The organism is Dietzia sp. KRD202 (assembly GCF_017168155.1).
Lineage (GTDB): Bacteria > Actinomycetota > Actinomycetes > Mycobacteriales > Mycobacteriaceae > Dietzia > Dietzia kunjamensis.
Map to the genome: position 1 here is coordinate 114,312 of NZ_JABFAN010000011.1, position 22,167 is coordinate 136,478.

The 22,167-nt window shown below is 72.4% G+C and carries 25 protein-coding genes; 19 read left to right on the plus strand and 6 right to left on the minus strand.

The genetic code is table 11. The features are described 5' to 3' along the window. The first annotated feature begins 77 nt into the window (after positions 1-77). Positions 78-635, plus strand: a complete 558-nt coding sequence (hpt, locus tag J1M64_RS07235) for a hypoxanthine phosphoribosyltransferase (RefSeq protein ID WP_206473773.1) — start codon at positions 78-80, stop codon at positions 633-635. Positions 636-705: 70 nt separating this feature from the next. Continuing rightward, a complete protein-coding gene (locus tag J1M64_RS07240) occupies positions 706-2,241 on the plus strand; it encodes an acyl-CoA synthetase (protein WP_206473774.1) in 1,536 nt (511 codons plus the stop codon). A gap of 98 nt (positions 2,242-2,339) precedes the next feature. On the opposite strand, the gene J1M64_RS07245 is transcribed toward J1M64_RS07240, so the two are convergent. Both J1M64_RS07245 and J1M64_RS07250 read right to left on the minus strand, forming a co-directional pair. Continuing rightward, the gene (locus J1M64_RS07245) at positions 2,340-2,501 is read right to left on the minus strand and encodes a hypothetical protein (RefSeq protein ID WP_181694361.1); all 162 of its coding nucleotides are present in this window, start codon (positions 2,499-2,501) and stop codon (positions 2,340-2,342) included. Positions 2,502-2,735: 234 nt separating this feature from the next. After that, positions 2,736-2,900, minus strand: coding sequence for a hypothetical protein (locus tag J1M64_RS07250; RefSeq protein ID WP_181694360.1), 165 nt, complete (start codon positions 2,898-2,900; stop codon positions 2,736-2,738). A gap of 171 nt (positions 2,901-3,071) precedes the next feature. On the opposite strand from J1M64_RS07250, the gene J1M64_RS07255 reads away from it, so the two are divergent. Beyond that, a complete protein-coding gene (locus J1M64_RS07255; protein WP_206473775.1) occupies positions 3,072-3,908 on the plus strand; it encodes a sigma-70 family RNA polymerase sigma factor in 837 nt (278 codons plus the stop codon). A gap of 87 nt (positions 3,909-3,995) precedes the next feature. Next, a complete protein-coding gene (locus J1M64_RS07260; protein WP_206473776.1) occupies positions 3,996-4,232 on the plus strand; it encodes a DUF1059 domain-containing protein in 237 nt (78 codons plus the stop codon). 38 nt (positions 4,233-4,270) lie between these two features. Here the strand turns inward: J1M64_RS07260 and J1M64_RS07265 are convergent, their stop codons facing one another. Continuing rightward, a complete protein-coding gene (locus J1M64_RS07265) occupies positions 4,271-5,605 on the minus strand; it encodes an amidase (protein WP_241261257.1) in 1,335 nt (444 codons plus the stop codon). A 147-nt stretch (positions 5,606-5,752) separates the two neighbouring features. Here J1M64_RS07265 and ftsH point away from each other — a divergent pair, with 147 nt between their 5' ends. The 11 genes from ftsH to J1M64_RS07320 all read left to right on the plus strand — a co-directional run bounded on the left by ftsH (position 5,753) and on the right by J1M64_RS07320 (position 15,920). After that, positions 5,753-8,302 carry an ATP-dependent zinc metalloprotease FtsH gene (gene ftsH / locus J1M64_RS07270; protein WP_206473779.1) on the plus strand — a complete coding sequence of 850 codons (2,550 nt, stop codon included), beginning with the start codon at positions 5,753-5,755 and terminating at the stop codon, positions 8,300-8,302. A 34-nt stretch (positions 8,303-8,336) separates the two neighbouring features. Beyond that, positions 8,337-8,960 (plus strand): GTP cyclohydrolase I FolE, encoded by a 624-nt coding sequence (gene folE / locus J1M64_RS07275; protein WP_067711572.1) that lies wholly within the window; start codon positions 8,337-8,339, stop codon positions 8,958-8,960. Between the two features lie 41 nt (positions 8,961-9,001). Then, on the plus strand, positions 9,002-9,820 hold the full coding sequence (folP, locus tag J1M64_RS07280) for a dihydropteroate synthase (protein WP_096907356.1): 819 nt from the start codon (positions 9,002-9,004) through the stop codon (positions 9,818-9,820). Further along, the gene (gene folB, locus J1M64_RS07285; protein ID WP_069389588.1) at positions 9,820-10,227 is read left to right on the plus strand and encodes a dihydroneopterin aldolase; all 408 of its coding nucleotides are present in this window, start codon (positions 9,820-9,822) and stop codon (positions 10,225-10,227) included. The genes folP and folB overlap by 1 nt, the downstream gene beginning before the upstream one ends. Further along, positions 10,224-10,754: a 2-amino-4-hydroxy-6-hydroxymethyldihydropteridine diphosphokinase gene (folK, locus tag J1M64_RS07290; protein WP_067711575.1), complete on the plus strand. Its 531-nt coding sequence runs from the start codon at positions 10,224-10,226 to the stop codon at positions 10,752-10,754. The genes folB and folK overlap by 4 nt, the downstream gene beginning before the upstream one ends. Next, on the plus strand, positions 10,751-11,227 hold the full coding sequence (locus tag J1M64_RS07295) for a DUF3180 domain-containing protein (protein ID WP_067711578.1): 477 nt from the start codon (positions 10,751-10,753) through the stop codon (positions 11,225-11,227). Before folK ends, J1M64_RS07295 begins: the two co-directional genes overlap by 4 nt. A 100-nt stretch (positions 11,228-11,327) precedes the next feature. Continuing rightward, positions 11,328-12,611, plus strand: coding sequence for a DUF6779 domain-containing protein (locus tag J1M64_RS07300; RefSeq protein WP_206473780.1), 1,284 nt, complete (start codon positions 11,328-11,330; stop codon positions 12,609-12,611). A 159-nt stretch (positions 12,612-12,770) separates the two neighbouring features. Next, entirely contained in the window at positions 12,771-13,724 is a 954-nt protein-coding gene (locus J1M64_RS07305) for a Rossmann-like and DUF2520 domain-containing protein (protein ID WP_067711581.1), read from the plus strand. Then, positions 13,721-14,707: a pantoate--beta-alanine ligase gene (gene panC / locus J1M64_RS07310; RefSeq protein WP_067711584.1), complete on the plus strand. Its 987-nt coding sequence runs from the start codon at positions 13,721-13,723 to the stop codon at positions 14,705-14,707. Before J1M64_RS07305 ends, panC begins: the two co-directional genes overlap by 4 nt. Continuing rightward, positions 14,708-15,133 carry an aspartate 1-decarboxylase gene (gene panD, locus J1M64_RS07315; RefSeq protein WP_067711586.1) on the plus strand — a complete coding sequence of 142 codons (426 nt, stop codon included), beginning with the start codon at positions 14,708-14,710 and terminating at the stop codon, positions 15,131-15,133. A gap of 16 nt (positions 15,134-15,149) precedes the next feature. After that, a complete protein-coding gene (locus tag J1M64_RS07320; protein ID WP_206473781.1) occupies positions 15,150-15,920 on the plus strand; it encodes a type III pantothenate kinase in 771 nt (256 codons plus the stop codon). Positions 15,921-16,172: 252 nt separating this feature from the next. On the opposite strand, the gene ygiD is transcribed toward J1M64_RS07320, so the two are convergent. Next, entirely contained in the window at positions 16,173-16,973 is an 801-nt protein-coding gene (gene ygiD, locus J1M64_RS07325; protein ID WP_206473782.1) for a 4,5-DOPA dioxygenase extradiol, read from the minus strand. A gap of 120 nt (positions 16,974-17,093) precedes the next feature. Between ygiD and J1M64_RS07330 the strand changes: the two genes are divergently transcribed. The 3 genes from J1M64_RS07330 (at position 17,094) to lysS (ending at position 20,228) form a co-directional block, all read left to right on the plus strand. Further along, complete coding sequence (locus J1M64_RS07330) at positions 17,094-17,549, plus strand: rhodanese-like domain-containing protein (RefSeq protein ID WP_067711594.1); 456 nt, start codon at positions 17,094-17,096, stop codon at positions 17,547-17,549. Between the two features lie 49 nt (positions 17,550-17,598). After that, a complete protein-coding gene (gene glsA, locus J1M64_RS07335) occupies positions 17,599-18,531 on the plus strand; it encodes a glutaminase A (protein ID WP_067711597.1) in 933 nt (310 codons plus the stop codon). Positions 18,532-18,593: 62 nt separating this feature from the next. Next, on the plus strand, positions 18,594-20,228 hold the full coding sequence (gene lysS / locus J1M64_RS07340; RefSeq protein ID WP_206473783.1) for a lysine--tRNA ligase: 1,635 nt from the start codon (positions 18,594-18,596) through the stop codon (positions 20,226-20,228). A 73-nt stretch (positions 20,229-20,301) separates the two neighbouring features. Here lysS and J1M64_RS07345 read toward each other — a convergent pair whose 3' ends face one another. After that, on the minus strand, positions 20,302-20,949 hold the full coding sequence (locus J1M64_RS07345) for a DUF1801 domain-containing protein (RefSeq protein ID WP_206473784.1): 648 nt from the start codon (positions 20,947-20,949) through the stop codon (positions 20,302-20,304). A 70-nt stretch (positions 20,950-21,019) separates the two neighbouring features. Then, complete coding sequence (locus J1M64_RS07350) at positions 21,020-21,757, minus strand: L,D-transpeptidase (RefSeq protein ID WP_206473785.1); 738 nt, start codon at positions 21,755-21,757, stop codon at positions 21,020-21,022. Positions 21,758-21,914: 157 nt separating this feature from the next. Here J1M64_RS07350 and J1M64_RS07355 point away from each other — a divergent pair. Beyond that, positions 21,915-22,167, plus strand: a 253-nt coding sequence (locus tag J1M64_RS07355) for a hypothetical protein (RefSeq protein ID WP_206473786.1), incomplete at its 3' end; no start/stop codon positions are given.

Here is a 22,167-nt window from a genome sequence, read left to right on the forward strand (position 1 = left end):
CGGCCAGGTTGGTCGCCCGGCGCCGACGTGGAAAGGTGGTCCTGGAGAACGACCGGGCGAGCGGAGCGGGGACGTAGATGACCACGGACAAGTACGCGGACGAGATCGAATCGGTCCTGCTCGACGAGGAGACGATCCGCGAGCGGATCGCCGAGATGGCCGCCACCGTCGGCGAGCGCTACGCGAACGTCGAGAAGGAGGTCGTGCTGGTCGCCGTCCTCAAGGGCGCCGCGATCTTCGTCTCCGACTTCGCCCGGGCCCTCCCCATCCCGTCCGAGATGGAGTTCATGGCCGTCAGCTCGTACGGCTCCTCCACCAGTTCCTCCGGTGTGGTGCGGATCCTCAAGGACCTCGACCGCGACATCGCCGACCGTGACGTGATCATCGTCGAGGACATCATCGACTCCGGGCTGACCCTGTCCTGGCTCATGCGCAACCTGCGCACCCGCAACCCGCGGTCGCTGGAGATCGTCACCCTGCTGCGCAAGCCCGACGCGGTGAAGGCGGACCTGGACATCCTCGAGATCGGGTTCGACATCCCCAACGAGTTCGTGGTGGGGTACGGCCTCGACTTCGCCGAGCGTTACCGCGATCTGCCGTACATCGGCAGGCTGCACCCGCGCATGTACTCCTGACGCGAGGACTGCTGGACACGTGTCTGTCTAATTCGTGATCCAGATCACATTCGGCGGTTAGCCTGGCAGCATGTTTCCAGGAACCTTCGCCGCCACCACTCCCGACAAGCCCGCGGCCATCCGCCCGGCGACGGGGGAGCAGATCACGTACGCCGAGCTCGAGGCGCGTTCCGCGCAGCTCGCGCATCTCCTGGCCGACGACTGGGGGCTGCGTCCCGGCGACACGATCGCCGTGGTCTCGGACAACACCCTGGAGATGCTGGAGATCTACTGGGGGGCGCTGCGCTGCGGCCTGTACATCGCGGCCATCAACCACCACCTCACTGCGGACGAGTCGTCGTACATCATCGGCGACTGCGGGGCCCGGGCGCTGTTCGTCTCCGCCCCGGTCGCCGACCACGTCGACGTCTCCCCGAAGGCGCATCCGGGCGTGGAGCACCGCGTGGTGTTCGGCGGCGCGCTGGAGGGGTTCGAGGACTACCGGACGCTGCTCGAGGGCAGGTCGACCGAGCCGCCCGCCGACCAGCCCCGCGGCCACGACTTCCTCTACTCCTCCGGCACGACCGGCCGGCCGAAGGGCGTGCGCGTCGACCCGCCGGAAGGGCAGATCGACGAGGTGCCGGACAGCTACACGCCGGTGTTCAGCTTCCTGTACGCCTTCAACGCCGACAGTGTCTACCTGTGCCCGGCACCGCTGTACCACGCGGCCCCGCTGCGGTTCTGCGGCGTGGTCAACTCCGTCGGCGGGACCGTGATCCTCATGGACCGCTTCGACGCGGAGGAGGCGCTGCGGCTCATCCAGGAGTACCGGGTGACGCACTCGCAGTGGGTGCCGACGATGTTCGTGCGCATGCTCAAGCTGCCGGAGGAGACGCGGGCGCGTTACGACGTGTCCAGCATGACCCACGCGATCCACGCCGCCGCGCCGTGCCCGCCCGAGGTCAAGCGGCGGATGATCGAGTGGTGGGGCCCGGTGATCCACGAGTACTACTCGGCCACCGAGGGCATGGGCATCACGTTCATCAACTCGCAGGAGGCGCTCGAACGCCCCGGTTCGGTGGGTCGCGACGGACTCAAGGGCATCGCGCACATCTGCGACGAGGAGGGCAACGAGCTGCCCACCGGCGAGATCGGCACCATCTACTGGCAGCAGGACGAGGGCACGTTCTCGTACCACGGCGACCCGGAGAAGACGGCGTCCGTCTTCCACCCCGAGCACCCCAACTGGTCCACCTTCGGCGACGTGGGCTACCTCGACGAGGACCGCTTCCTCTACCTCACCGACCGCAAGGCGTTCACCATCATCTCGGGCGGGGTGAACATCTACCCGCAGGAGATCGAGAACGCCCTGGTCCTGCACCCGGCGGTCGAGGACGTCGCCGTGATCGGGATCCCGGACGAGGAGATGGGCGAGAGCGTGCACGCCGTGGTGGTACCGGCCGCCGACCGTGCGGGCGACCCCGGCCTCGCCGACGAGATCCTCGGCGCCCTGCGCGGGAAGATCTCCGACTTCAAGATCCCGCGGGGCCTGGACTTCGTGGACGAACTGCCCCGCACCCCCACCGGCAAGCTGGTCAAGCGCCGGATCGTGCAGCAGTACGCCTGACCGGGGCGTCTCGCGTCGACAACGGGAGTAGCCGCCGACCCGGTGGTCGGCGGCTACTGCGGGGCGCTCACGATTCTGTGAGGCTGTCGCCCGGTGACTCACTCAACGCTGGCGGTGAGATCGACAGAGGTGCCGAACCCGACCGCATCCAGCAACATGAGGACGAGAGATGGGAGGCCGGTGCCGAAATCGACCAGGGTTGACCCCGAGTTGATAGCGAACTGGCTGGAACCTTCAGCGAACTCCGCGAGGCTGCCCATAGTGGTGATCCTTTCCCTTGACGGATGAGGGGCGGCCGGAGACCAGTTCTCCGGATTGATGAAACCGCGTAAAAAGTGATGAGGATCACTTCCCTCGCGAAAGATGATGCTCTCTTTATCGGGTCGAGTCAAGGTCGTGCCGAATCAGGAAAACGCCGTGATCCACGCGGTTTCCCGGGTGGATCACGGCGTTGCGGGCCGGGATGTCGGTCCCTGCGCGGCGGCTACCGGGCGTCAGTCGCCGACGCTGGAGACGAGGTCACCGGCGATCCCGTTGAACAGCGCGTCGGCGAACTGGAGGATCAGCGACGGCAGGCGGGTGCCCATGTCGGCGAGGGTGGAACCCGAGTCGAGTGCGAACTCGGCGGAGCCGGCGGCGAGGATTCCCAGGCTTCCCATGATCGTTCCTTCCTGTCGGCGCCCGGCGGGGCACCGGTTGGCGATATCCGGACGGCGGCGCCACGCGGTGCGGCGTCGACCTGATGCTAACCAGGCCTCCGCCGCGGGGCCGGGGATCGCCAAGACTCCGGTCACGCTGTCGGATCGGGGGCGCCGGGGGAGAATGGCGGCGTGGACCGCACCTCCGAATTCGAGAGTGAACGACCCCGGCTCGTCCGGATCGCCGCCCGCGTGCTCGGTGACCCGGTGGAGGCGGAGGACGTGGTCCAGCAGGCGTGGCTCCGGCTGGCGCGGGCCGACACCCGGGCGGTCGACTCACTCCCGGCGTGGCTCACCACCGTCGTGACCCGCCTCTGCCTGGATCGGCTCAAGGCCGTCGTCCCGCCCCCGACGGAGCCCGTCGACAGTCCGGCACCGGATCCGGGCCCGTCCGACGAGGTGCTCCTCGCGGAGTCGATGGGCGCGGCACTGCACGTCGTGCTCGACCGACTCGCCCCTGCCGAGCGGGTGGCGTTCGTGCTGCACGACTCGTTCTCGGTCGACTTCGCCACGATCGCCGACGTGTTGGACTGCTCACCGGCCGCGGCTCGCAAACAGGCGTCGAGGGCGCGCGCGAAGCTCGCGGTAGCGGGTCCCGGCGTCGAGAAGGCGGACTGGCTCGTCGTCGACGCCTTCCTCGACGCCGCACGCAACGGTGAGTTCACCCGGCTGCTCGGTCTCCTCGCGCCGGACGTGGTGGTGGCCGGTGATCCGATCGCGGTCGGCCTCGGTACCCCGGTCGGCATCGAGGGCCGCGACGCGGTGGCGGAGTTCTTCAACGGGGCCGCCGCCGCGGCGTTGCCGGTGTTCGTCCACGGGCGGCCGGGCGCGGCCTGGTTCGATCGCGGCGTGGCCCGGGTGGCGTTCGACTTCCGGATCGCCGGCGGCGTGGTCAGCCGCATCGACTTCCGTGCGGACCCGGTCGTGCTCGCCGCGATCCGCCGCCGCAGCGAGGGCGAGCCGAGATGAGCGGGGCGGTCACACTTCCGGCCGCCTGCTCGTCATCAGGGTGAGGCGACGCGCTCCGGCGTCGTCCGGACAGGGAGGATCGACCCCATGAAGACCATTACCTGCAAGGACCTGGGTGGGCCCTGCGATCTGCCGCACCGCGGTGACACCGCGGACGAGGTGATCAACGCCCAGGACGCCCACCTCAAGGAGCGCGTCGGGGCCGGCGACGACGCCCACGTGCCGGCGCGCGAGGACATGAAGAGCCGGTGGCGGCGGCCGCGGCAGTCACTCGGGTGGTACCGGGACGTCAAGAAGAGGTTCGCCGACCTGCCGGAGGACTGACGCCACGCGGCCCGCCGACCCGCCCCTGCCGGCCAGTGTCAGCGACCGCCGCTCTCGATCGCCGCCGCCAGCGCGAGCAGTGTCGCCTCCGAACCGGGCCGCCCGACGAGCTGGACCGACGTGGGCAGGACCCGGCCGAGGGGGGTGTGGGTGGTGCCGCACGGGACGGACACGGCGGGCCAGCCGAGCACGTTGGCCAGCGGGGTGAACGGCGAGAACCTCATCGACGCCCACAGTGACCGGCCCCACGAGCGTCGGTGCCAGTCGGTCGCCTCGGGTGGCACGTCCGCCAGCGACGGGGTGAGCCACACGTCGATCCCCGCCGAGTCCATCGCCCGTTCGACCTCCGCGCGGAGCGCCTCCGCGCCACGGTTCCAGCGTGTGTCCCCGTCCCCCGCGCCGCCGCGCCGGAAGACCGTCCGGCCGAGCAGTGCGTGGTGCCGGGTGCGTCGCTCCATGGCGGACAGGGGTAGGTTCTCGTCCTCCGCCGCCCGTGCGACGCCGGTGGTCCAGCGCGCCAGATAGAGGACGGGGTCGGTGGGGGAGGGCAGGGTGGTGTCGACGACGACGAGGCCGGCTCCCCGCAGCACCTCCGCGGCCTCCCGCGCCGCGCGCGTCCAGGGCGCGTGGATGCGCACCAGATCGCGGCCCAGCCGGATCGGGCTGGCCACGGACAGGCCGATACGCGTCCCGCCGGGGACCGGGCCGACGTCCGCGAGCTCCGGCCGACCGGCCATCACCGACAGCGCCAGCGCGACGTCGCCGACGGTCCTGGCCAGCGGACCCGATTCGGCCAGGCCGCCCCAGTTGTCTCCGGCCAGTCGGGTGGGGACGACGCCGGGCCCCGGTTTGATGGTGACGATCCCGCACGCCGCGGCGGGAATGCGCAGTGAACCCATCCCGTCGTCGCCCACCGCGAGTGGGACCATGCCGGAGGCCACCGCCGCCGCGGACCCCCCCGAGGACCCGCCGGCGGACAGGGCGAGGTCGCGCGGATTGCGGGTGATGCCGTGGGCGTCGGAATCGGTCATCCCCCAGGTGCACAACTGGGGCGCCGCGGTGATGCCCACCGGCACCGCGCCCGCCGCCAGCAACGGGGCGACGACCGGGTTGTCCAGGGTGACGGTGCTCTTGATGGCCAGCGGCACCCCGGCCAGGGGCAGTGCCGCGCGGTCGGCCGGGCTCGCGGCGTCGACGGCGGCCCCGGCCGCGCGACCGTCCGCCCGCAGCAGGGTGGTGAAGGCGTGCAGCGAGGGATCGAGGTCGCCCACCCGGTCGAGGGCCGCGTCGAGGGTGGCCAGCGCGCCGACGGCGCCGGTGCGTACGGCCTCGGCGATCTCGGAGGCGGAGAGGGGGTCGGTGGTCACGGCCATGATCGTACGACCCCGGCGGTGTCCGCCCATGGCGATCATCACGGTGGGAGGTCCCGCTCGGCGGGTAGCCTGGGACGATACCGACTCCAGTCGGATGCACGACCGGGCCCGTCGACCGGCTGGGCCGTCCTTCCACACGAGGACCGAATGGAACGCAAGAGCAATACCGTCTTCCGCAACGTCGCGATCGCGGGTGTGATCATCCTGGCGATCGTCGGCTTCTCGTTCTTCACAGGCGATGACCGCGACTACGCCGAGGTCGACACGTCGGTGGCGTTGGCGCAGGTCGACGCGGGGAACGTGAAAGAGGCGCTGATCGAGGACCGGGAGCAGCAGCTCCGGCTCACGCTCGAGACCCCGATCGCCCCGGAGGACGGTGCGGACGAGACCGACAAGCTCCTCGCCAAGTACCCGGAGCGGGCGGCGGACCAGGTCTTCGACCGGGTGGCCGCGGCGGAGCCCGAGAAGTACGACACCGCGGTCAACCAGCAGGGTTTCCTGTCGCAGATGCTCTCGTTCCTGCTGCCGATGCTCATCCTGTTCGGGTTGCTGTTCTACTTCATGTCCCGCATGCAGGGCGGCAAGGGCGGACTGTTCGGTGTGGGCAAGTCGCGCGCCGTGGAGTTCACCAAGGACATGCCCCAGACCACGTTCGCCGACGTCGCGGGCGAGGACGAGGCGGTCGAGGAACTCAACGAGATCAAGGACTTCCTCCAGAACCCGGCGCGCTACGAGCGTCTCGGCGCCAAGATCCCGCGCGGTGTTCTGCTCTACGGCCCGCCCGGAACGGGCAAGACCCTGCTGGCCCGCGCGGTCGCGGGTGAGGCCGGTGTGCCGTTCTACTCCATCTCGGGTTCGGACTTCGTCGAGATGTTCGTCGGTGTCGGCGCCTCGCGGGTGCGTGACCTGTTCGAGAAGGCCAAGCAGAACGCGCCCTGCATCGTGTTCGTCGACGAGATCGACGCGGTGGGCCGGCACCGTGGCTCGGGCACCGGCGGCGGCCACGACGAGCGTGAGCAGACGCTCAACCAGCTGCTGGTCGAGATGGACGGGTTCAGCGACCGCGAGACCGTCATCATGATCGCCGCGACCAACCGCCCTGACGTCCTCGACCCGGCGCTACTGCGGCCGGGCCGTTTCGACCGCCAGGTCCCGGTGACCAATCCCGACCTCAAGGGCCGCGAGGCGATCCTCGCCGTGCACTCCGCGGGCAAGCCGCTGGCCGAGAACGTGAACATGACCTCGCTGGCCAGGCGCACGATCGGTATGTCGGGCGCGGACCTGGCCAACGTGCTCAACGAGGGCGCCCTGCTCGCGGCCCGGTTGGGACGCGACGAGATCGACATCGACATCCTCGAGGAGGCCACCGACCGGGTGGTGGGCGGCCCCCGCCGCAAGCACCGTGTGATCAGCGAGCACGAGAAGAAGGTCACCGCGTACCACGAGTCCGGCCACGCGCTGGCGGCGTGGGCGATGGAGGACCTCGAGCCCGTCCACAAGGTCACCATCCTCGCGCGCGGCCGCACCGGTGGCCACGCGTTGGTGGTGCCCGAGGACGACAAGTCCTTGATGACGCGGGCGGACATGATCGCCCGGGTCGTCATGGCGATGGGTGGTCGCGCCGCCGAGGAGTACGTCTTCGGCGAGCCCACCTCGGGCGCGAGCTCGGATATCGAACAGGCCACCAGGATCGCGCGGACGATGGTCGCCGAGTACGGCATGAGCGCGAAACTCGGTGCGGTGAAGTACGGCGGCGAGGGCGGGGACCCGTTCCTCGGCCGCGGCGGTTCCGCGGCGGGGGAGTACTCGCCCGAGGTCGCCAAGATCATCGACGACGAGGTGCGCCGCATCATCGACTCCGCCCACACCGAGGCCTGGCAGGTCCTCGAGTCCAACCGCGACATCCTCGACGCGGTCGCGGGCGAGCTCCTCGAGAAGGAGACCCTGCGGCAGGACGACCTCGAGAGACTGTTCGCCGACGTGGTCAAGCGGCCGCGGATCACCGAGTTCGACGACTTCGGTGGACGCATCCCGTCGACCCGTCCGCCCATCAAGACCCCGGGGGAACTGGCCAAGGAGCGTGGCGAGCCGTGGCCCCCGCCGGTGACCGATCCGTTCGCGATGCCGGTTCTCCCGGCCGGCCGCGACGCCGATGACGCCCGGGACCCGGGCGAGGCGGACGGCCCCGGCGACAACGGGGGTGACCGCAACGGCGTCGGCGCCCCTGTGGGGATGACCGGTGTCGGCTCCGGCCGCGGCGCGCCCGCCGGCGGCGGGCAGCGTCCGACCGGTATCCCGGCCTACGGCACGCCGCCGCCCCCGGGCTGGTCGGCGCCGGGCTGGCCCCCGCGTCAGCCCGCGCACCGCGGTGACCGGGGGCCGAGCGGGGCCGAGACCACCCGCCTGCCGGCCGCGCCCGAGGGCCTGCAGAGGAACGACGGCTCCGGGAGCACCAACGGCTCCGGGAGCACCAACGGAACCGGGGGCACGGAAGGATCCGGGAGCGCTGACGGTCCGGAACGGGCCGGTCGGAGCGAGGGGCCGTCCGAGGCCCCGACCCGAGCGTGGTCGGCGGTGGGCGACGGCGGTGACGGCGACGCGTCCGGCGGGTCGACCCCGGGCGCCGTGGACCGCGGTTCGCACCGCCGTGAGGACAAGGACGCCGACTGGCGTGCGCCGTGGGAACGTGAGGACTGACCGCACGGTCGACTCCGTGCGAGAAGAGGAATGTATGACGACGCCTGACCACATACCCGCCGCCGATGCCCGGTCGCTCCCCACGGGGCGGGTCTTCGATGCCGAGCGCGCCGAGGCCGCGGTCCGCGAGCTGTTGATCGCCGTGGGCGAGGACCCGGAGCGCGAGGGGCTGCAGGACACACCCGCGCGGGTGGCCAGGGCCTACCGCGAGGTCTTCTCCGGGCTGTACACAGACCCGTCGGAGGTGCTGTCCAGGACCTTCGACGAGGACCACCGCGAGCTCGTGTTGGTGCGGGACATCCCCATCTACTCGACCTGCGAACACCACCTGGTGCCCTTCCACGGCGTCGCCCACATCGGCTACATCCCGGGACAGTCCGGGGCGGTCACCGGTCTGAGCAAGCTCGCCAGACTGGTGGATCTCTACGCCAAGCGGCCCCAGGTCCAGGAACGGCTCACCAGTCAGGTCGCCGACGCGCTGGTCGACAGGCTCGCGCCCTCGGGCGTGCTCGTGGTGATCGAGTGCGAGCACCTGTGCATGTCGATGCGGGGGATCCAGAAGGCGGGGGCGGTCACCACCACCTCGGCCGTCCGCGGCAACATGCGGACCAACGCCTCCACCAGGGCGGAGGCGCTCGGCCTCCTGCGCGGGACGTGAGCGCGCCCGGTCTGCTGCCCCGCCCGGACCGGTGCGCGGTGATGGGCGTCCTCAACGTCACGGCCGATTCCTTCTCCGACGGTGGGCGCCACCTCGCGCATCACGATGCCGTCGCGCACGCCCGACGCATGGTCTCCGACGGCGCCGACCTCATCGACATCGGTGGGGAGTCCACCCGGCCCGGCGCCCTCCGCGTCGAGGAGTCGGACGAGGAGCAGCGGGTCGTCCCGCTGGTCCGTGCGGTGTCCGGCCTCGCGCCGGTCTCGGTGGACACCATGCGCGCCGGGGTGGCGTCGCGTGCCCTCGAGGAGGGCGCGGCGATCGTCAACGACGTCTCGGGCGGGCTCGCCGACCCCGACATGTTGAGGGTCGTGGCCGAATACCGCGCCTCCGTCATCCTCATGCACTGGGTGTCTCCGGACGAGTACCGCGCCGGCGCGGGAGGCCGATCCGACTACGGCGGGGACGTCGTGGGTGCGGTGCGTGACCACCTGGCCCGCCGCGCCGACGCCGCGATCGCCGCGGGGGTCGACGCCGCCGGCATCGTGCTCGACCCGGGCCTCGGCTTCGCCAAGGACGCCGACGACAACTGGGCGCTGCTGCACGGGCTGGACCGACTGATCGAGCTGGGGTTCCCGGTACTCGTCGCCGCGTCCCGCAAACGGTTCCTCGGGTCGCTGCTGCCCGGATCGGACGCCCGACCGCGCGAGGTGGCGGGCCGCGATCCGGCGACGGCCGCGATCACGTCGCTCTCCGCCGCCGCCGGCGCGTGGGCGGTCCGGGTCCATGACGTGGGCCCCAGTGCGGACGCGGTGAGGGTGGCCGCCGCGTGGGCGGCCGGACGGGCGGGGGTGAACTGATGGCGGATCGCAGCGAACTCGACCGGATCGAACTGCGGGGCCTGAAGGTGCGCGGCACGCACGGGGTCTTCGAGCACGAGAAGCGGGACGGCCAGGACTTCCTGGTCGACCTCGTCCTGTGGACCGACTTCACGGCCGCCGCCGCGTCCGACGACCTGGCCGACACCGTCGACTACGGGGCGCTGGCCCTGTTCGCCCGTGATGTGGTGGCCGGACCATCGCTCGACCTGATCGAGACCGTCGCCTCGCGGATCGCCGACGGGATCATGGAGATGGCCCCTGGTGCGGACGCGGTGGAGGTGACCCTGCACAAGCCCCAGGCGCCGATCCCGGCGGAGTTCGCCGACGTCGCCGTCGTGGCCCACCGCTCGCGCGCGGGCGGGAGCGCCGCGGGGGGAGCGCGGTGAGCTGCCGGGCGGTGCTGTCGATCGGCGGCAACCAGGGGGACGCTCTCTCGCTGCTGCGGGGGGTCGTCGACGCCGCGGCCGCGGACGGCATCCTGCGCGCGGTCTCGTCGGTGTACGCCACCCCGCCGTGGGGCGGCGTCGAGCAGGACGACTTCCTCAACGCCGTCCTCGTCGTCGACCATCCCGGTTCCCCGACGGACGTCCTCGAGTGGGGTTTCGCCCGCGAGAGGGCCGCGGGCCGGACCCGCGAGGTGCGCTGGGGTCCGCGGACCCTCGACGTGGACGTGGTGACCGCCGAGCTGGACGGTGAGCCGGTGGCGTCCGACGACCCGGGGCTCACGCTGCCGCACCCCCGCGCGGCCGAGCGGGCCTTCGTGATGGTCCCGTGGCTGGAGATCGACCCGGCCGCCCGGCTGGACGGGGTGCCGGTCCGGGAGTGTCTCGACGCGCTCGATCCCGGGGACGTCGCCGCGGTGCGCCGGCTGCCCGATCCGTTGGCTCCCGGCGGCCCGGGGGGAGTGACATGACGCGTGTCGCGAAGTCCACCCTCGTCCTGGTGGCGCTCGTCGCGGCGGTGGCCGCCTACGTTCTCACCGGGTCCTTCCTCGGCGCTGTGACCCCGATCGGCTTCGGCTGGGTGACCCTCGTGGCGATCGCGGTGGTCGACGTGCTGCTGTCCCTGCGGATCCGCGCCGCGATCTCCGACGGCGGCGTCGGGCAGGACCGCAGCCAGATGCACCCGCTCACCATCGCCCGCAGCGCCGCCCTCGGACAGGCCTCCGCCGTGCTCGGCGCCGCGGGCGCCGGGGCAGGGGCCGGGCTGACGCTGTTCTTCCTGTCACGGCTCGGCGACCTCGCGGTGGCGGGCGCGGAGCTGCCCGCATCAGTCGCCGTCCTGGTGTCCGGCGCGGTGCTGGTGGCGGCGGGACTCTTCCTCGAATCGGCGTGTGAGACGCCCCCCGACGACGACGAGAACGGCGGCCTCGCCGACCCCGCCTGAGGGGCCCGGGCCGGACCGGTCCTCTCACGCCCGCCCCCGTTACCGCAGACACGCGCTGGTTACCCGTGTGACCCGTGATTCTCCGCGTATCATGCGGGGCATGAGTTCCGACGGCGCGATGGACAAGCCCCGGTCAGCTCGCCCCGCGCGAGGCGACGATCGTGGACTGGCGAACATCGCCCTGGGGGTGCTGCTCCTCCTGGCGCTCATCGCCACGATCGTGATGGTTTTCTCCGACAATCCCGTCTGGATGCGCATCGGGACACTCTCCGCACTGTGGGCCGCGTTCATCGGCGCGTTCCTCGTCGCCCGGTACCGGCGGCAGGCCGCCACCGAGGCCGCCAGGGTCCGCGACCTGCACACCGTCTACGAACTGCAGCTCGAGAGGGAGATCTCCGCCCGCCGGGAGCACGAGCTCGTCGTGGAGCGGGACCTGCGGGCCTCGGTACGCGCCGAGACCAGTGACTCGATCGTCGCACTGCGGCAGGAGATCGCGGCGCTGCGCGAGCAGCTCGGCGCACTGGGCGTCAGTCTCCCCGAGGACCGCTTCGCGGTCGGCGGGCTCGGCCCCGCCGGGCAGCTGGGTGCGGGATCGTCGCTGCCGTCCGTCCCGTCCGAGCGGGTGTCGCCCCGTCGGCGTGCCCCGGGATCGGACACCGGCCCGGTTGCGGGTCCCGGTTCCGCTTCCGGCGCGACGCGGTCCCCCGCATCATCGGCCTCCGGCGTCGGTCCGGACGCCACCCCGAGCACCGAGCGGACCGAGCGACTGTCCCCGGTCTCCGATCGGGAGTCCCGGTCGGATACGCCGACGGGGGATCCCCGTCGCCCGGCGGTGCGCCCCACGTCCGGCGCGCGCGATGCGCGTTCCGGTGCCGGCAGCAGCGCCGGCAGCAGCTCCGGCTTCGGCTCCGGCGCCACCTCGCGACCGCAGGCACGGCCCGAGCCCGCCAGCTCGCCCGAGCCCGCGCGTACGCCCGCGAATACGAGCACGAGCACGAGCTCCCGGCCCGCGGCGTCGGCCGTCGAGGGCGCCACGTCGGACAAGACCGCCGCGTCGGGATCCCCGGCGGCGTCCGGGGGCGCGGCCGCGTCCGGCTCCTCGGAGAAGGCCGGCAAGCACGAGTCGCCCACCCCTTCCGAGAAGGCCGGCAAGCACGAGTCGCCCACGCCCTCCGAGAAGGCCGGCAAACACGAGTCGCCCGCCACGGCCGGCGAGACGGCCACGCTGCCGCGGTCGCAGTCGACGCAGGCCCCGGCCACCGAGTCGGCTTCGCCGAGTCGCCACGGTGAGGGCTCGGGTCTGTCGGTGGCAGAACTCATGGCGCGGCTGGGGGAGGGGTCCGAATCCACTTCGGGTCGCCGCCGCCGTCGCGCGGAGGACTGAGCCGCGCCGACGGTGGCGCCGCCCCTCGCACCGGTTGTGTGAAGTACGCCACTCGATGCTGCTCGTGGCCGCAGCCGCGACTACTCTCGCCTGCGAGATGTCCGGGACCCACCATCAGTGAGTGGGCCTGGAACGGATCGAGCACTGGAGAACCCTGAGATGTCCGACCACGGCGTCACCGGAACACCCCCTGCCCGCCTGTCCATCGGCCTCGTGTCCGCGGGTCGCGTGGGCACCGCTGTGGGCGCCGCGCTCGAGCGGCGGGGACACGTCGTCTCCGCCCTCGTCGCACGCTCGTCGCAGTCGCGGGACCTCGCTGCCCGCCGCCTCCCCGAGGCCCGCACCACCGATCCCGCCGGCGCGGCGGCGGCGGGCGAACTCCTCATCCTCGCGGTGCCGGACTCGGCCCTGCCCGGGGTCGTGGCCGAGCTCGCCGACGCGAACGCCTTCCGTCCGGGCCACATCGTCGTCCACGTGGCCGGCGCGGTGGGCGCGGAGGTCCTGCGCCCCGCCGCCGACGCCGGAGCCGTGGTCGTCGCCGCGCACCCGGCCATGACCTTCACCGGGGGAGCGGCCGATATCGACCGCATGGAGGGGTGCTCGTGGGCGCTCACCTCCCCGGACGAGATCGGACTGGTCGTCGGCCAGATGCTGGTCATGGAGACCGGTGGCCTGCCCGTCACCGTCGCCGAATCCCACCGGGCCCTCTACCACGCGGCCCTCGCGCACGGCGCCAACCACCTCGTCACCCTCGTGAACGACGCCGCCGAGGCGCTCGCCGCGTCGTTCGCCGTCCTGCCCGGGGGCGGAGTCGAGGGCGATCCCGACGGCATGCTCGGGCAGGACGCGGAGGCGCTCGCGCGCCGCACCCTGGAGCCGCTCCTGCGGGCCGCCCTCGACAACGTCCTGGCCTCCGGGGACTCGGCCCTGACCGGTCCGGTGATGCGCGGTGACGCCGTCACGGTCTCCCGTCACCTCGATGCCCTCGAGGACGTCGACGGGGGCATCGCCGCCGGCTACCGGGCGCTCGCGCTGCGCACCGCCGACCGCGTCGGGGCCGGAGCCGACGTGACCGACCTCTTGGCCCCCGACCTCACGGAGCAGCTTCGATGACCCCCACCACCTTCGCGGTCCGGACCGCGGTCCCCGGTCGCCCGAACACCGGATACAACCGGGGTGAGCTGACCATTCACCACGACCCGTCCTCGCTGCGCGCGGTCACCGAGTCGCTGCGCAAGGTCGGCAAGCAGATCACGTTCGTCCCCACCATGGGTGCCCTCCACGAGGGGCATCTCGCGCTGGTCGAGGCGGCCCGCCGCACCCCGGGGTCGGTCGTGGTGGTGTCGATCTTCGTCAACCCGCTGCAGTTCGGGCCCGGCGAGGACCTCGACGCCTACCCGCGCACCCTCGACGAGGACGTGGCCCGGCTCGCCGACGCCGGCGTGGAACTCGTCTTCGCGCCCAGCGCGGCCACCATGTACCCGGACGGCCCCCGCACGACGGTGCAGCCCGGCCCGACCGGTGAGATCCTCGACGGGGCCGCGCGACCCGGCCACTTCGCCGGGATGCTCACCGTGGTGAACAAGTTGTTCAACATCGTCTCCCCCCACCAGGCGTTCTTCGGGGAGAAGGACTACCAGCAGTTGGTGCTCATCCGCCAGATGGTGACGGACCTGGACATGGACGTGCGCGTGGTCGGCGTCCCGACCATCCGGGAGTCGGACGGGCTGGCGATGAGCTCCCGCAACCGCTACCTGTCCGCCGAGGAGCGGGAAGCGGCCACCGTCCTCAACGCCGCCCTCGTGGCGGGGACGTTCGCCGCGAAGGGCGGACGCCGGGCCGTCGTCGACGCCGCCCGCGCGGTCCTGGACGAGCGGCCGCAGATCTCGATCGACTACCTCGAGCTGCGCGCCGGGGACCTCGGGGAACCGCCGGAGGAGGGTCCCGGCAGGCTTCTCGTCGCGGCCCGCATCGGGACCACCAGACTCATCGACAACGTCGGCGTGGCGATCGGTACCGGCTTCGTCGCCGCCGCCGAGGCCACCGTCGCCGCCCAACAGGCCGAGATGGCCCGTGACCTCGAGGAAGGCCAGTAGATGCAGCGCACCATGCTCCACTCCAAGATCCACCGTGCCACCGTCACCCAGGCCGACCTGCACTACGTCGGTTCCTGCACGATCGACGCCGACCTCATGGACGCCGCCGACCTGCTCGAGGGCCAGCAGATCGACATCGTCGACATCGACAACGGCGCCCGCCTGACCACCTACGCCATCACCGGCGAGCGCGGCTCCGGCGTGATCAGCATCAACGGTGCCGCCGCCCACCTCGTGCACCCCGGCGACCTGGTCATCATCATCGCCTACGCCCAGATGTCCGACGCCGAGGCGCGGGCCTACTCCCCCCGCGTGGTGTTCGTCGACGGCGACAACCGCATGCTCACCGAGGGCACCGACCCCGCGGACGTGCCCGAGGGCTCGGGTCTGAAGAACCCCCGCGTGCCGGAGCCCGCCGCCGTCTAGGCAGCGCGGACAGAAGATGCTGCTCACCGTCGACGTCGGCAACACCCACATCCGGCTCGGCATCTTCCCCCCGGGCGGCGGGCCGCTCGTGCGCACCTGGAGTATGCGCACGTCACCGGCGGTGACCTCGGACGAACTCGCCCTGACGATCCGCGGCCTGCTGGGGGACTGCGCGCAGCAGCTCACCGGAATCTCCGCGATGTCCGTGGTCCCGTCTGTCACCGGGGAACTGCGCCGGATGGCCGCCGACTACTGGCCGGGACTGCCGGCCGTCGTCGTCGCGCCCGGGGTGAAGACCGGGGTGCCGCTCAAGGTCGACAACCCGCGGGAGGTGGGCTCGGACCGTGTGGTCAACGCGTTGGCCGCCCACACGCTGTTCGAGGGGCCCGTCGTCGTCGTCGACGTCGACACGGCGACCACCGTCGACGCCGTCTCCGCCCGCGGCGAGCTGCTCGGTGGGGCGATCGCGCCCGGCATCGACATCTCCGTCGACGCCCTCGCCGAGCGCGCCGCCGCCCTGCGCAAGATCGAGGTCGTGCGACCCAAGGGGGCGCTGGGCAAAAATACCGTCGCGGCACTCCAGGCCGGCATCGTGATCGGGTTCGCCGGCCAGATCGACGCACTCGTGGGCCGGCTGCGCACCGACGTCCCCGAGCTCGCCAACGCCTCCGTCGTCCTCACGGGGCTGCGCGCGGACGTGGTGGCGGAGGAATCCCGGACCATCACCGACGTCGAGCCCGAACTGGCGCTGGAGGGCCTGCGGTTGGTGTTCGAGAGGAATTCCTGAGCTGAGCAACTCGCCGAGGTCCTGCCTCGCACGCAGGGGCTCCCGCGCATGGACTCTCGCTCGCGCCCCTGTCCGCCGGAAACGCAGCCGCCCGCGGCGATGGCGTCTGGCCTGCACCGCGGGGCGCGCGAGACGCCATCGAGAGAAGCGACTGTCGGGGGGCGAGCAGGCGGCCGAGCGGATGCCGGGGCCGTGGCTCAGGCCCGCGCGGCCGCCGGACGCGGGAGGGAGACCGGGCCCGGGGCCCAGGGCTCAGGCCGCCGAGCGGTAGCTGGTCATGGAGACCGAGCCCCAGGCGTAGCCCCTGGTGAACGCGTCGAGCGTCTCGCCGGAGCCCGCCGCCATTCCCGCCGTGTACAGCAGCGGCAGGAAGTGGTCCGCCGTGGGCACGGCCAGCCGGGCGTCCGGGTGCTCGGTCAGCGCGAGGGCGTCCTCGGGGCGCGTGGTGAGCAACTCCCGGGCGTGGTCGTCGAACCGGTGGGCCCAGTCGGTGCCCGTGTCGCCGAGCGACGGGTCCACCGCCGCGAGGTTGTGCACCACGTTGCCGCTGGCCAGCACGAGGACGCCCGAATCCCGCAGGGCGGCCAGCCGGGTGCCCAGGTCGAAGTGGTAACCCGCCGGCTTGGACGCGTCCACGGACAACTGGGCCACCGGCACGTCCGCGTCGGGGAACACGTGCGTGAGGACGGACCACGTGCCGTGGTCCAGGCCCCAGGAGTCCTGGTCGGCGCCGACCCAGGTGGGCTTGACGACATCGGCCACCTCGTCCACGAGTTCCGGGGCGCCCGCGGCGGGGTACTCGAACTCGTTGAGCTCGCGGGGGAAGCCGTAGAAGTCGTGGATGGTGCGCGGCGCCGACATCGCGGTGACCGCCGTGGCGCCTATGTACCAGTGCGCCGACACCGCCAGTACGGCCCGCGGCCGCTCGGGAAGGGATGCGCCGAGGGCGGCCCACTGGCGGGTCCACTCGTTCTCCTCGAGGGCGTTGAGGGGAACGCCGTGTCCGATGAAGACGGCGGGCTGTCGGGCGGTCGAGGGGGACGGGGCCCGCATGACAACGCGACGAATGCCCCCGGCCGGTCCGGTGGCCTCCGCGCGCGTCCAGCACAGGTGTCCCCGACCGGCAGGCCCCCGCCACACCCCAGCCGCCCTCACCCCTCCCGGGAGCACCGCATGACCACCAGCTTCAGCACCACCTCCGCCACGACGGGAACCCCCGCCCCGGCGACGTCGTCCAGCACGGGCGCCGCGACCACCCTCGCCGCCGGCGACTACCCCGCGGCGGTCCGTGCGGGCGCCCTCGTCGTCGACATCCGGTCCCGGGCCCAGCGTGAGCGCCAGGGAGTGCTCGCGGGCGCCGTCGCGGTGGAGGCCCGGCCCGTCGTCGACCTCCTCGACCCCCGATCGGCGGCGCCGCTCGCCGCCGTCGCCGACGGCAGGGCGGTCGTCCTCGTCAGCGACGACGGCCTCGACGCCGAACTGTTCGCCCTGGAGCTCCATTCGCGCGGCGTCCGCGGGGTCCGCGCGGTGGACGGCGGCCACGACGCGCTCCGGGCCGCCCGGGCGCTTGCCCTGCTCTCCGGGGCCGACCACCTGCTGCGGGAGCGCTCGGCCATCTCGGCCCACTGAGCCCGGTCGACCGGGGGCGTCGACACGCCGGCGCCGGTACGGTCGCACCATGACGGACATCTCCGCAGACCTGCTGGCCGAGATCCTCGACGAGGTCCGGGAGGACGCCTCCGGCGACGTCGTCCCTCACCTCGGCGACTACGAGCACCCCCACCCCGACGCCCTCGCGCTGGCGGTCTGCGACCTGGACGGCCACGTCGTCTCGGCCGGCGATGACGAGACGCTCTTCGACCTGCAGTCCGCGTCCAAGCCGTTCGTCTACGCGCTCGCGCTGGACCAGAAGGGCGTCGACGTGGTCGCGAAGCGGATCGGGGTGGAACCCTCCGGGGACCCGTTCAACGAGATCTCCCTCGAGGCCGGCACCGGCCGCGCCCCCAACGCCCTCGTCAACGCCGGCGCGCTGGCCGCGCACGCGCTCGTGGGGGAGGAGGACGACGACGAGGACACCCGTTTCGAACAGATCCGCGTGATGTTCTCCCGCCTCGTGGGCCGGGAGGTCGAGGTCGACCAGCAGATCATCGACATCGAGGCCCGGAGCGCCCACCGGAACCAGGCGCTGGCGCATCTGCTCGCGGAGGAAGGCACCCTGGCCGACGACCCCCACCAGGTGGTCTCCGGGTACGGCCGGCAGTGCGCCATCCGGGTGGACACCCGCGAGCTGGCGCACATGGCCGCGATGTTCGCGGGCGGCGGGCGGCTGCCGGGTGACGGTGAGCAGGTCCTGGGTCGACGGGCGGTGCGCTACGCCAACAGTGTGATGTTCACGTGCGGCATGTACGACGCGGCCGGGGACTGGGTCTACCAGGTGGGTCTGCCCGCCAAGAGCGGCGTCTCGGGGTGCCTGTTCGCGGTGGTGCCCGGCCGGCTCGGGGTGGCCGCATACTCGCCCAGGTTGGACGAGCACGGCAACAGTGTGCGCGCGGCCGCCGCGATCGAGGCGCTGTCCGACCGATTGGAGCTGCACGTCCTGGACATGGCCTGAGGCCGACGGGTCGCAGCCCACGGGTTCGGTCCCCGGGCCGGTCACGACTATCCTCGACAGTCGTGACCGATTCGACTCCCGCCGCGCCCGGGGCCGCCACCGGTGAGCCCGCCGACGACACCCCTGAGCAGCTGCGCATCCGCCGCGACAAGCGGCAGCGCATCCTCGACTCCGGGGCGCAGGCCTACCCGGTGGAGGTCCCCCGTACCCACGGGCTCGCCGAGATCACCTCGGACCCCCGCTTCGCCGCGCTGGAGCCGGGTGAGGAGACCGACGCCCGGGTCTCGGTGGCGGGCCGGGTCCTGTTCATCCGCAACACCGGCAAGCTGTGCTTCGTGCGCCTGCAGGACGGTCTCGACCCGTCGGCGGACCTGTCCGCCCCGGTGGCGGAGGGGGAGGTGGGACCGCTCACCCCGCAGCTGCAGGTGATGCTCTCGCTGGCAGCCGTCGGCCAGGAGCGGCTCGACGCGTGGAAGCAGGACGTCGACCTGGGTGACCACGTCTCGGTGACCGGCCGGGTGGTCCGGTCCAAGCGCGGTGAGCTGTCCGTCATGGCCGATTCCTGGGTGCTGGCGGCCAAGTCGCTGCGCCCGCTGCCGGTGGCGCACAAGGAACTGAGCGAGGACACCCGGGTCCGCCAGCGCTACACCGACCTCATCATGCGGGACGCCGCCCGCCGCAACGCCATCACCCGCATCAAGGTGGTCCGCGCCCTGCGAGACGCGCTGGAGAAGCGCGGCTTCCTCGAGGTGGAGACGCCGATGCTGCAGACCCTGCACGGCGGCGCGGCGGCCCGGCCGTTCATCACCCATTCCAACGCGCTCGACCTGGACCTCTACCTGCGCATCGCCCCCGAGCTGTTCCTCAAGCGCTGCGTGGTGGGCGGGATCGAGCGGGTCTTCGAGATCAACCGCAACTTCCGCAACGAGGGCGTGGACTCCTCGCACAGTCCCGAGTTCGCGATGCTCGAGACCTATCAGGCCTACGGGGACTACGACACGTCAGCCACGATGATCCGCGAGGTCATCCAGGAGGTCGCGCACGCGGTGTTCGGCTCCACGACGGTCACGCTCGCCGACGGCACCGAGTACGACCTCGGCGGTCAGTGGCGCGAGATGCGGATGTACCCGTCCCTCAACGAGGCGCTGCGCGCCAAGCACCCCGGGGTGGTGGGGGACGACGACGAGGACCCCGTCACGGTCGACTCGACGGTCGACGAGCTCACCGAACTGGCGGGCAGGGTCGGGCTGGAGGTCCCCAGTGGCCAGGGGTGGCTGCACGGCAAGCTCGTCGAGGAGCTCTGGGAGCACCTGTGCGGCGATCAGCTCGACGGACCGGTCTTCGTGCGGGACTTCCCCGTGGAGACCTCGCCGTTGACCCGCGATCACCGCACCGACCGCGGGGTCACGGAGAAATGGGACCTGTACGTCCGCGGATTCGAGCTGGCGACCGGCTACTCGGAGCTCGTCGATCCCGTCATCCAGCGTCAGCGCTTCGAGGACCAGGCACGGCTCGCGGCGGCGGGTGACGACGAGGCGATGGTGCTTGACGAGGAGTTCCTCGCCGCGATGGAGCAGGGCATGCCGCCGACCACCGGGCTCGGGATGGGGATCGACCGGCTGCTCATGGCGCTGACCGGCCTGGGCATCCGCGAGACCATCCTGTTCCCGATGGTCAAGCCGCTGCCGCGCGACTGACGGCGGCGGCCGGCCGGCCGGGTGGGGCCGCGGCCGGGTGGGGCTGCGGCCCGGCCGGCGCTCGGGTCGCCGGTCAAGGCGCCCCCGCGCCGGCCGCCCGCCGGTCCCACGCGCTGGCGACCATGTCGCGCAGCGCGCGGGCGTCGATCTGGTCGAGCCTGGTCACGTAGAGGCAGCCCTTCCCGCTCTTGTGGGGGCCGAGTCGGGCCAGTTGCTCCTCCTCGTCCGGCCCGCCCAGGAGCCCGTAGAGGGATGTTGCCGACGACCTCGGGCTGAAGCCCACCACGAAGGTGTCGCCCTCCCGGCCGCTGTCGTAGACGTAGTGGCTGTGTCCGTATCCGACGATCGAACCGGCCCACATCGAGGCCGGCTCCCCGGTGACCTCGTCGAACATCGCGAGCAGCCGCAGGCCGTCGTCGACGCGCCGAGCGGTGGGAAGGCCCTCGATCCACTGCCTCGGCGGCGCCCCGGTGGGTAGTAGCGCGGTGTTGTCGTTGCGGCCGGTGGCCGCGGGCCGGGACACGGGGGCGGAGAACGCGAGCCCGGCGGCGGTCAGCGCCTCGCGCAGGACGCCGAGCTGGGACGGTCCCACCCCGTGGAGCGCGAGGACGTCCTTCTCCGGGGTGCCGTCGAGGTGCCGCAGGTCGGTGATTCCCGCGGTGGCCAGGGCGCGCGTCGCCGGGGCCGAGAGCCGTGGCAGCGGCAGCGGAGGACCTGTCATGCCCACGACGCTAGACCGGAATGTGGGGCCCGACCAGGTTCAGGTGCACAACGATCGCCCCGCCCCGTGGTCAGAATGCGACGATCTCGTCCCCGACCCTCAGCTGCTCGAAGAAGTGTGCGGCCGCCTGCTGGCCCAGGTGGACGCACCCGTGGGACGGTTCGTCCAGCCGACCCTGGTGGAATGCCATGCCGTCCACGGTGAAGTAGGTCGAGTACGGCATCGGGGAGTCGAAGACCCGGCTGTGGTCGTGGCGCACATGCCGCAGGATCCGGTGCGCGCCCCGCGCGGTCTCGTAGCCGGGCATGCCGGTGGTCACGGGGACGGGACCGTAGGTGATCTCCCCGTCGTCGACCATCCAGGCCCGCTTGCCGTCGACGTCGACGCACGCCCGGGCGGTCGGTGGGCACCGGGATGGCGCGGGTTCGCCGACGGCGTCCGGGGCGCTGGGACCGTTCCCCAGCAGGGTCTGACGCATCAGTTCGTCCACCTCTTTGGCCTCGACGGGGCCGCCGGCCAGCACGTCGCGGGCGACGAGGTCCACGTCGGTCAGGTGGGCCGGCTGCCCCTGTTCCTCCAGGACCCGGTGGGCGACCGAGCGGACCATCTGCTCGTCGACGGCCGCCGGCCGAGGGGGAGGATCGATCACGGCCGGTGTGCCCGTCTCCACGACCGCGGCGGGGTCGGCGGGCGGGGCGGGCGAGGGCGACATCCCGGACGCCGTCCCGGCGACGGAGGCGCCGAGGAGGGCGGCGGCGCCGAACGCCAGCAGCCGGACCCGGCCGGTGGTACTGCTCCGAGTGGCCATGCCGCGACCCTATCCATTCCCAACTCGCGGGTCAGCCGGCCCGCGAACTCCCGGACCCCGTTTCGGCACCCGCCCGCCGGGAACGTCCGTGGGGACGAGACCGGAACGTGATTGCGAGTCGCCCGTCCAGGCGATCCGGGTGGGCGATAATCCGGGTATGGACACACTCTTATCGCGCGCGGGAGCGGTGGTGGCCGCCGCGCTGATCGCCGTCGGAGGGGCGGCCCCGGTGGCGTCCGCGCAGTTGCCGGTCGCCCTCCCGGCAGAGGTGCAGCAGGTGGTGGACCAGGCGCAGGCGGGCTCGGCGCAGGCGGAGGAGCAGGTGCGGACCTCGGTGGGCGGCTCGCTCGCCGCCGCCGGCATCACCCCGCCACCAGGTCTCGCCCCGCCATCCGGTCTCGCCCCGTCGC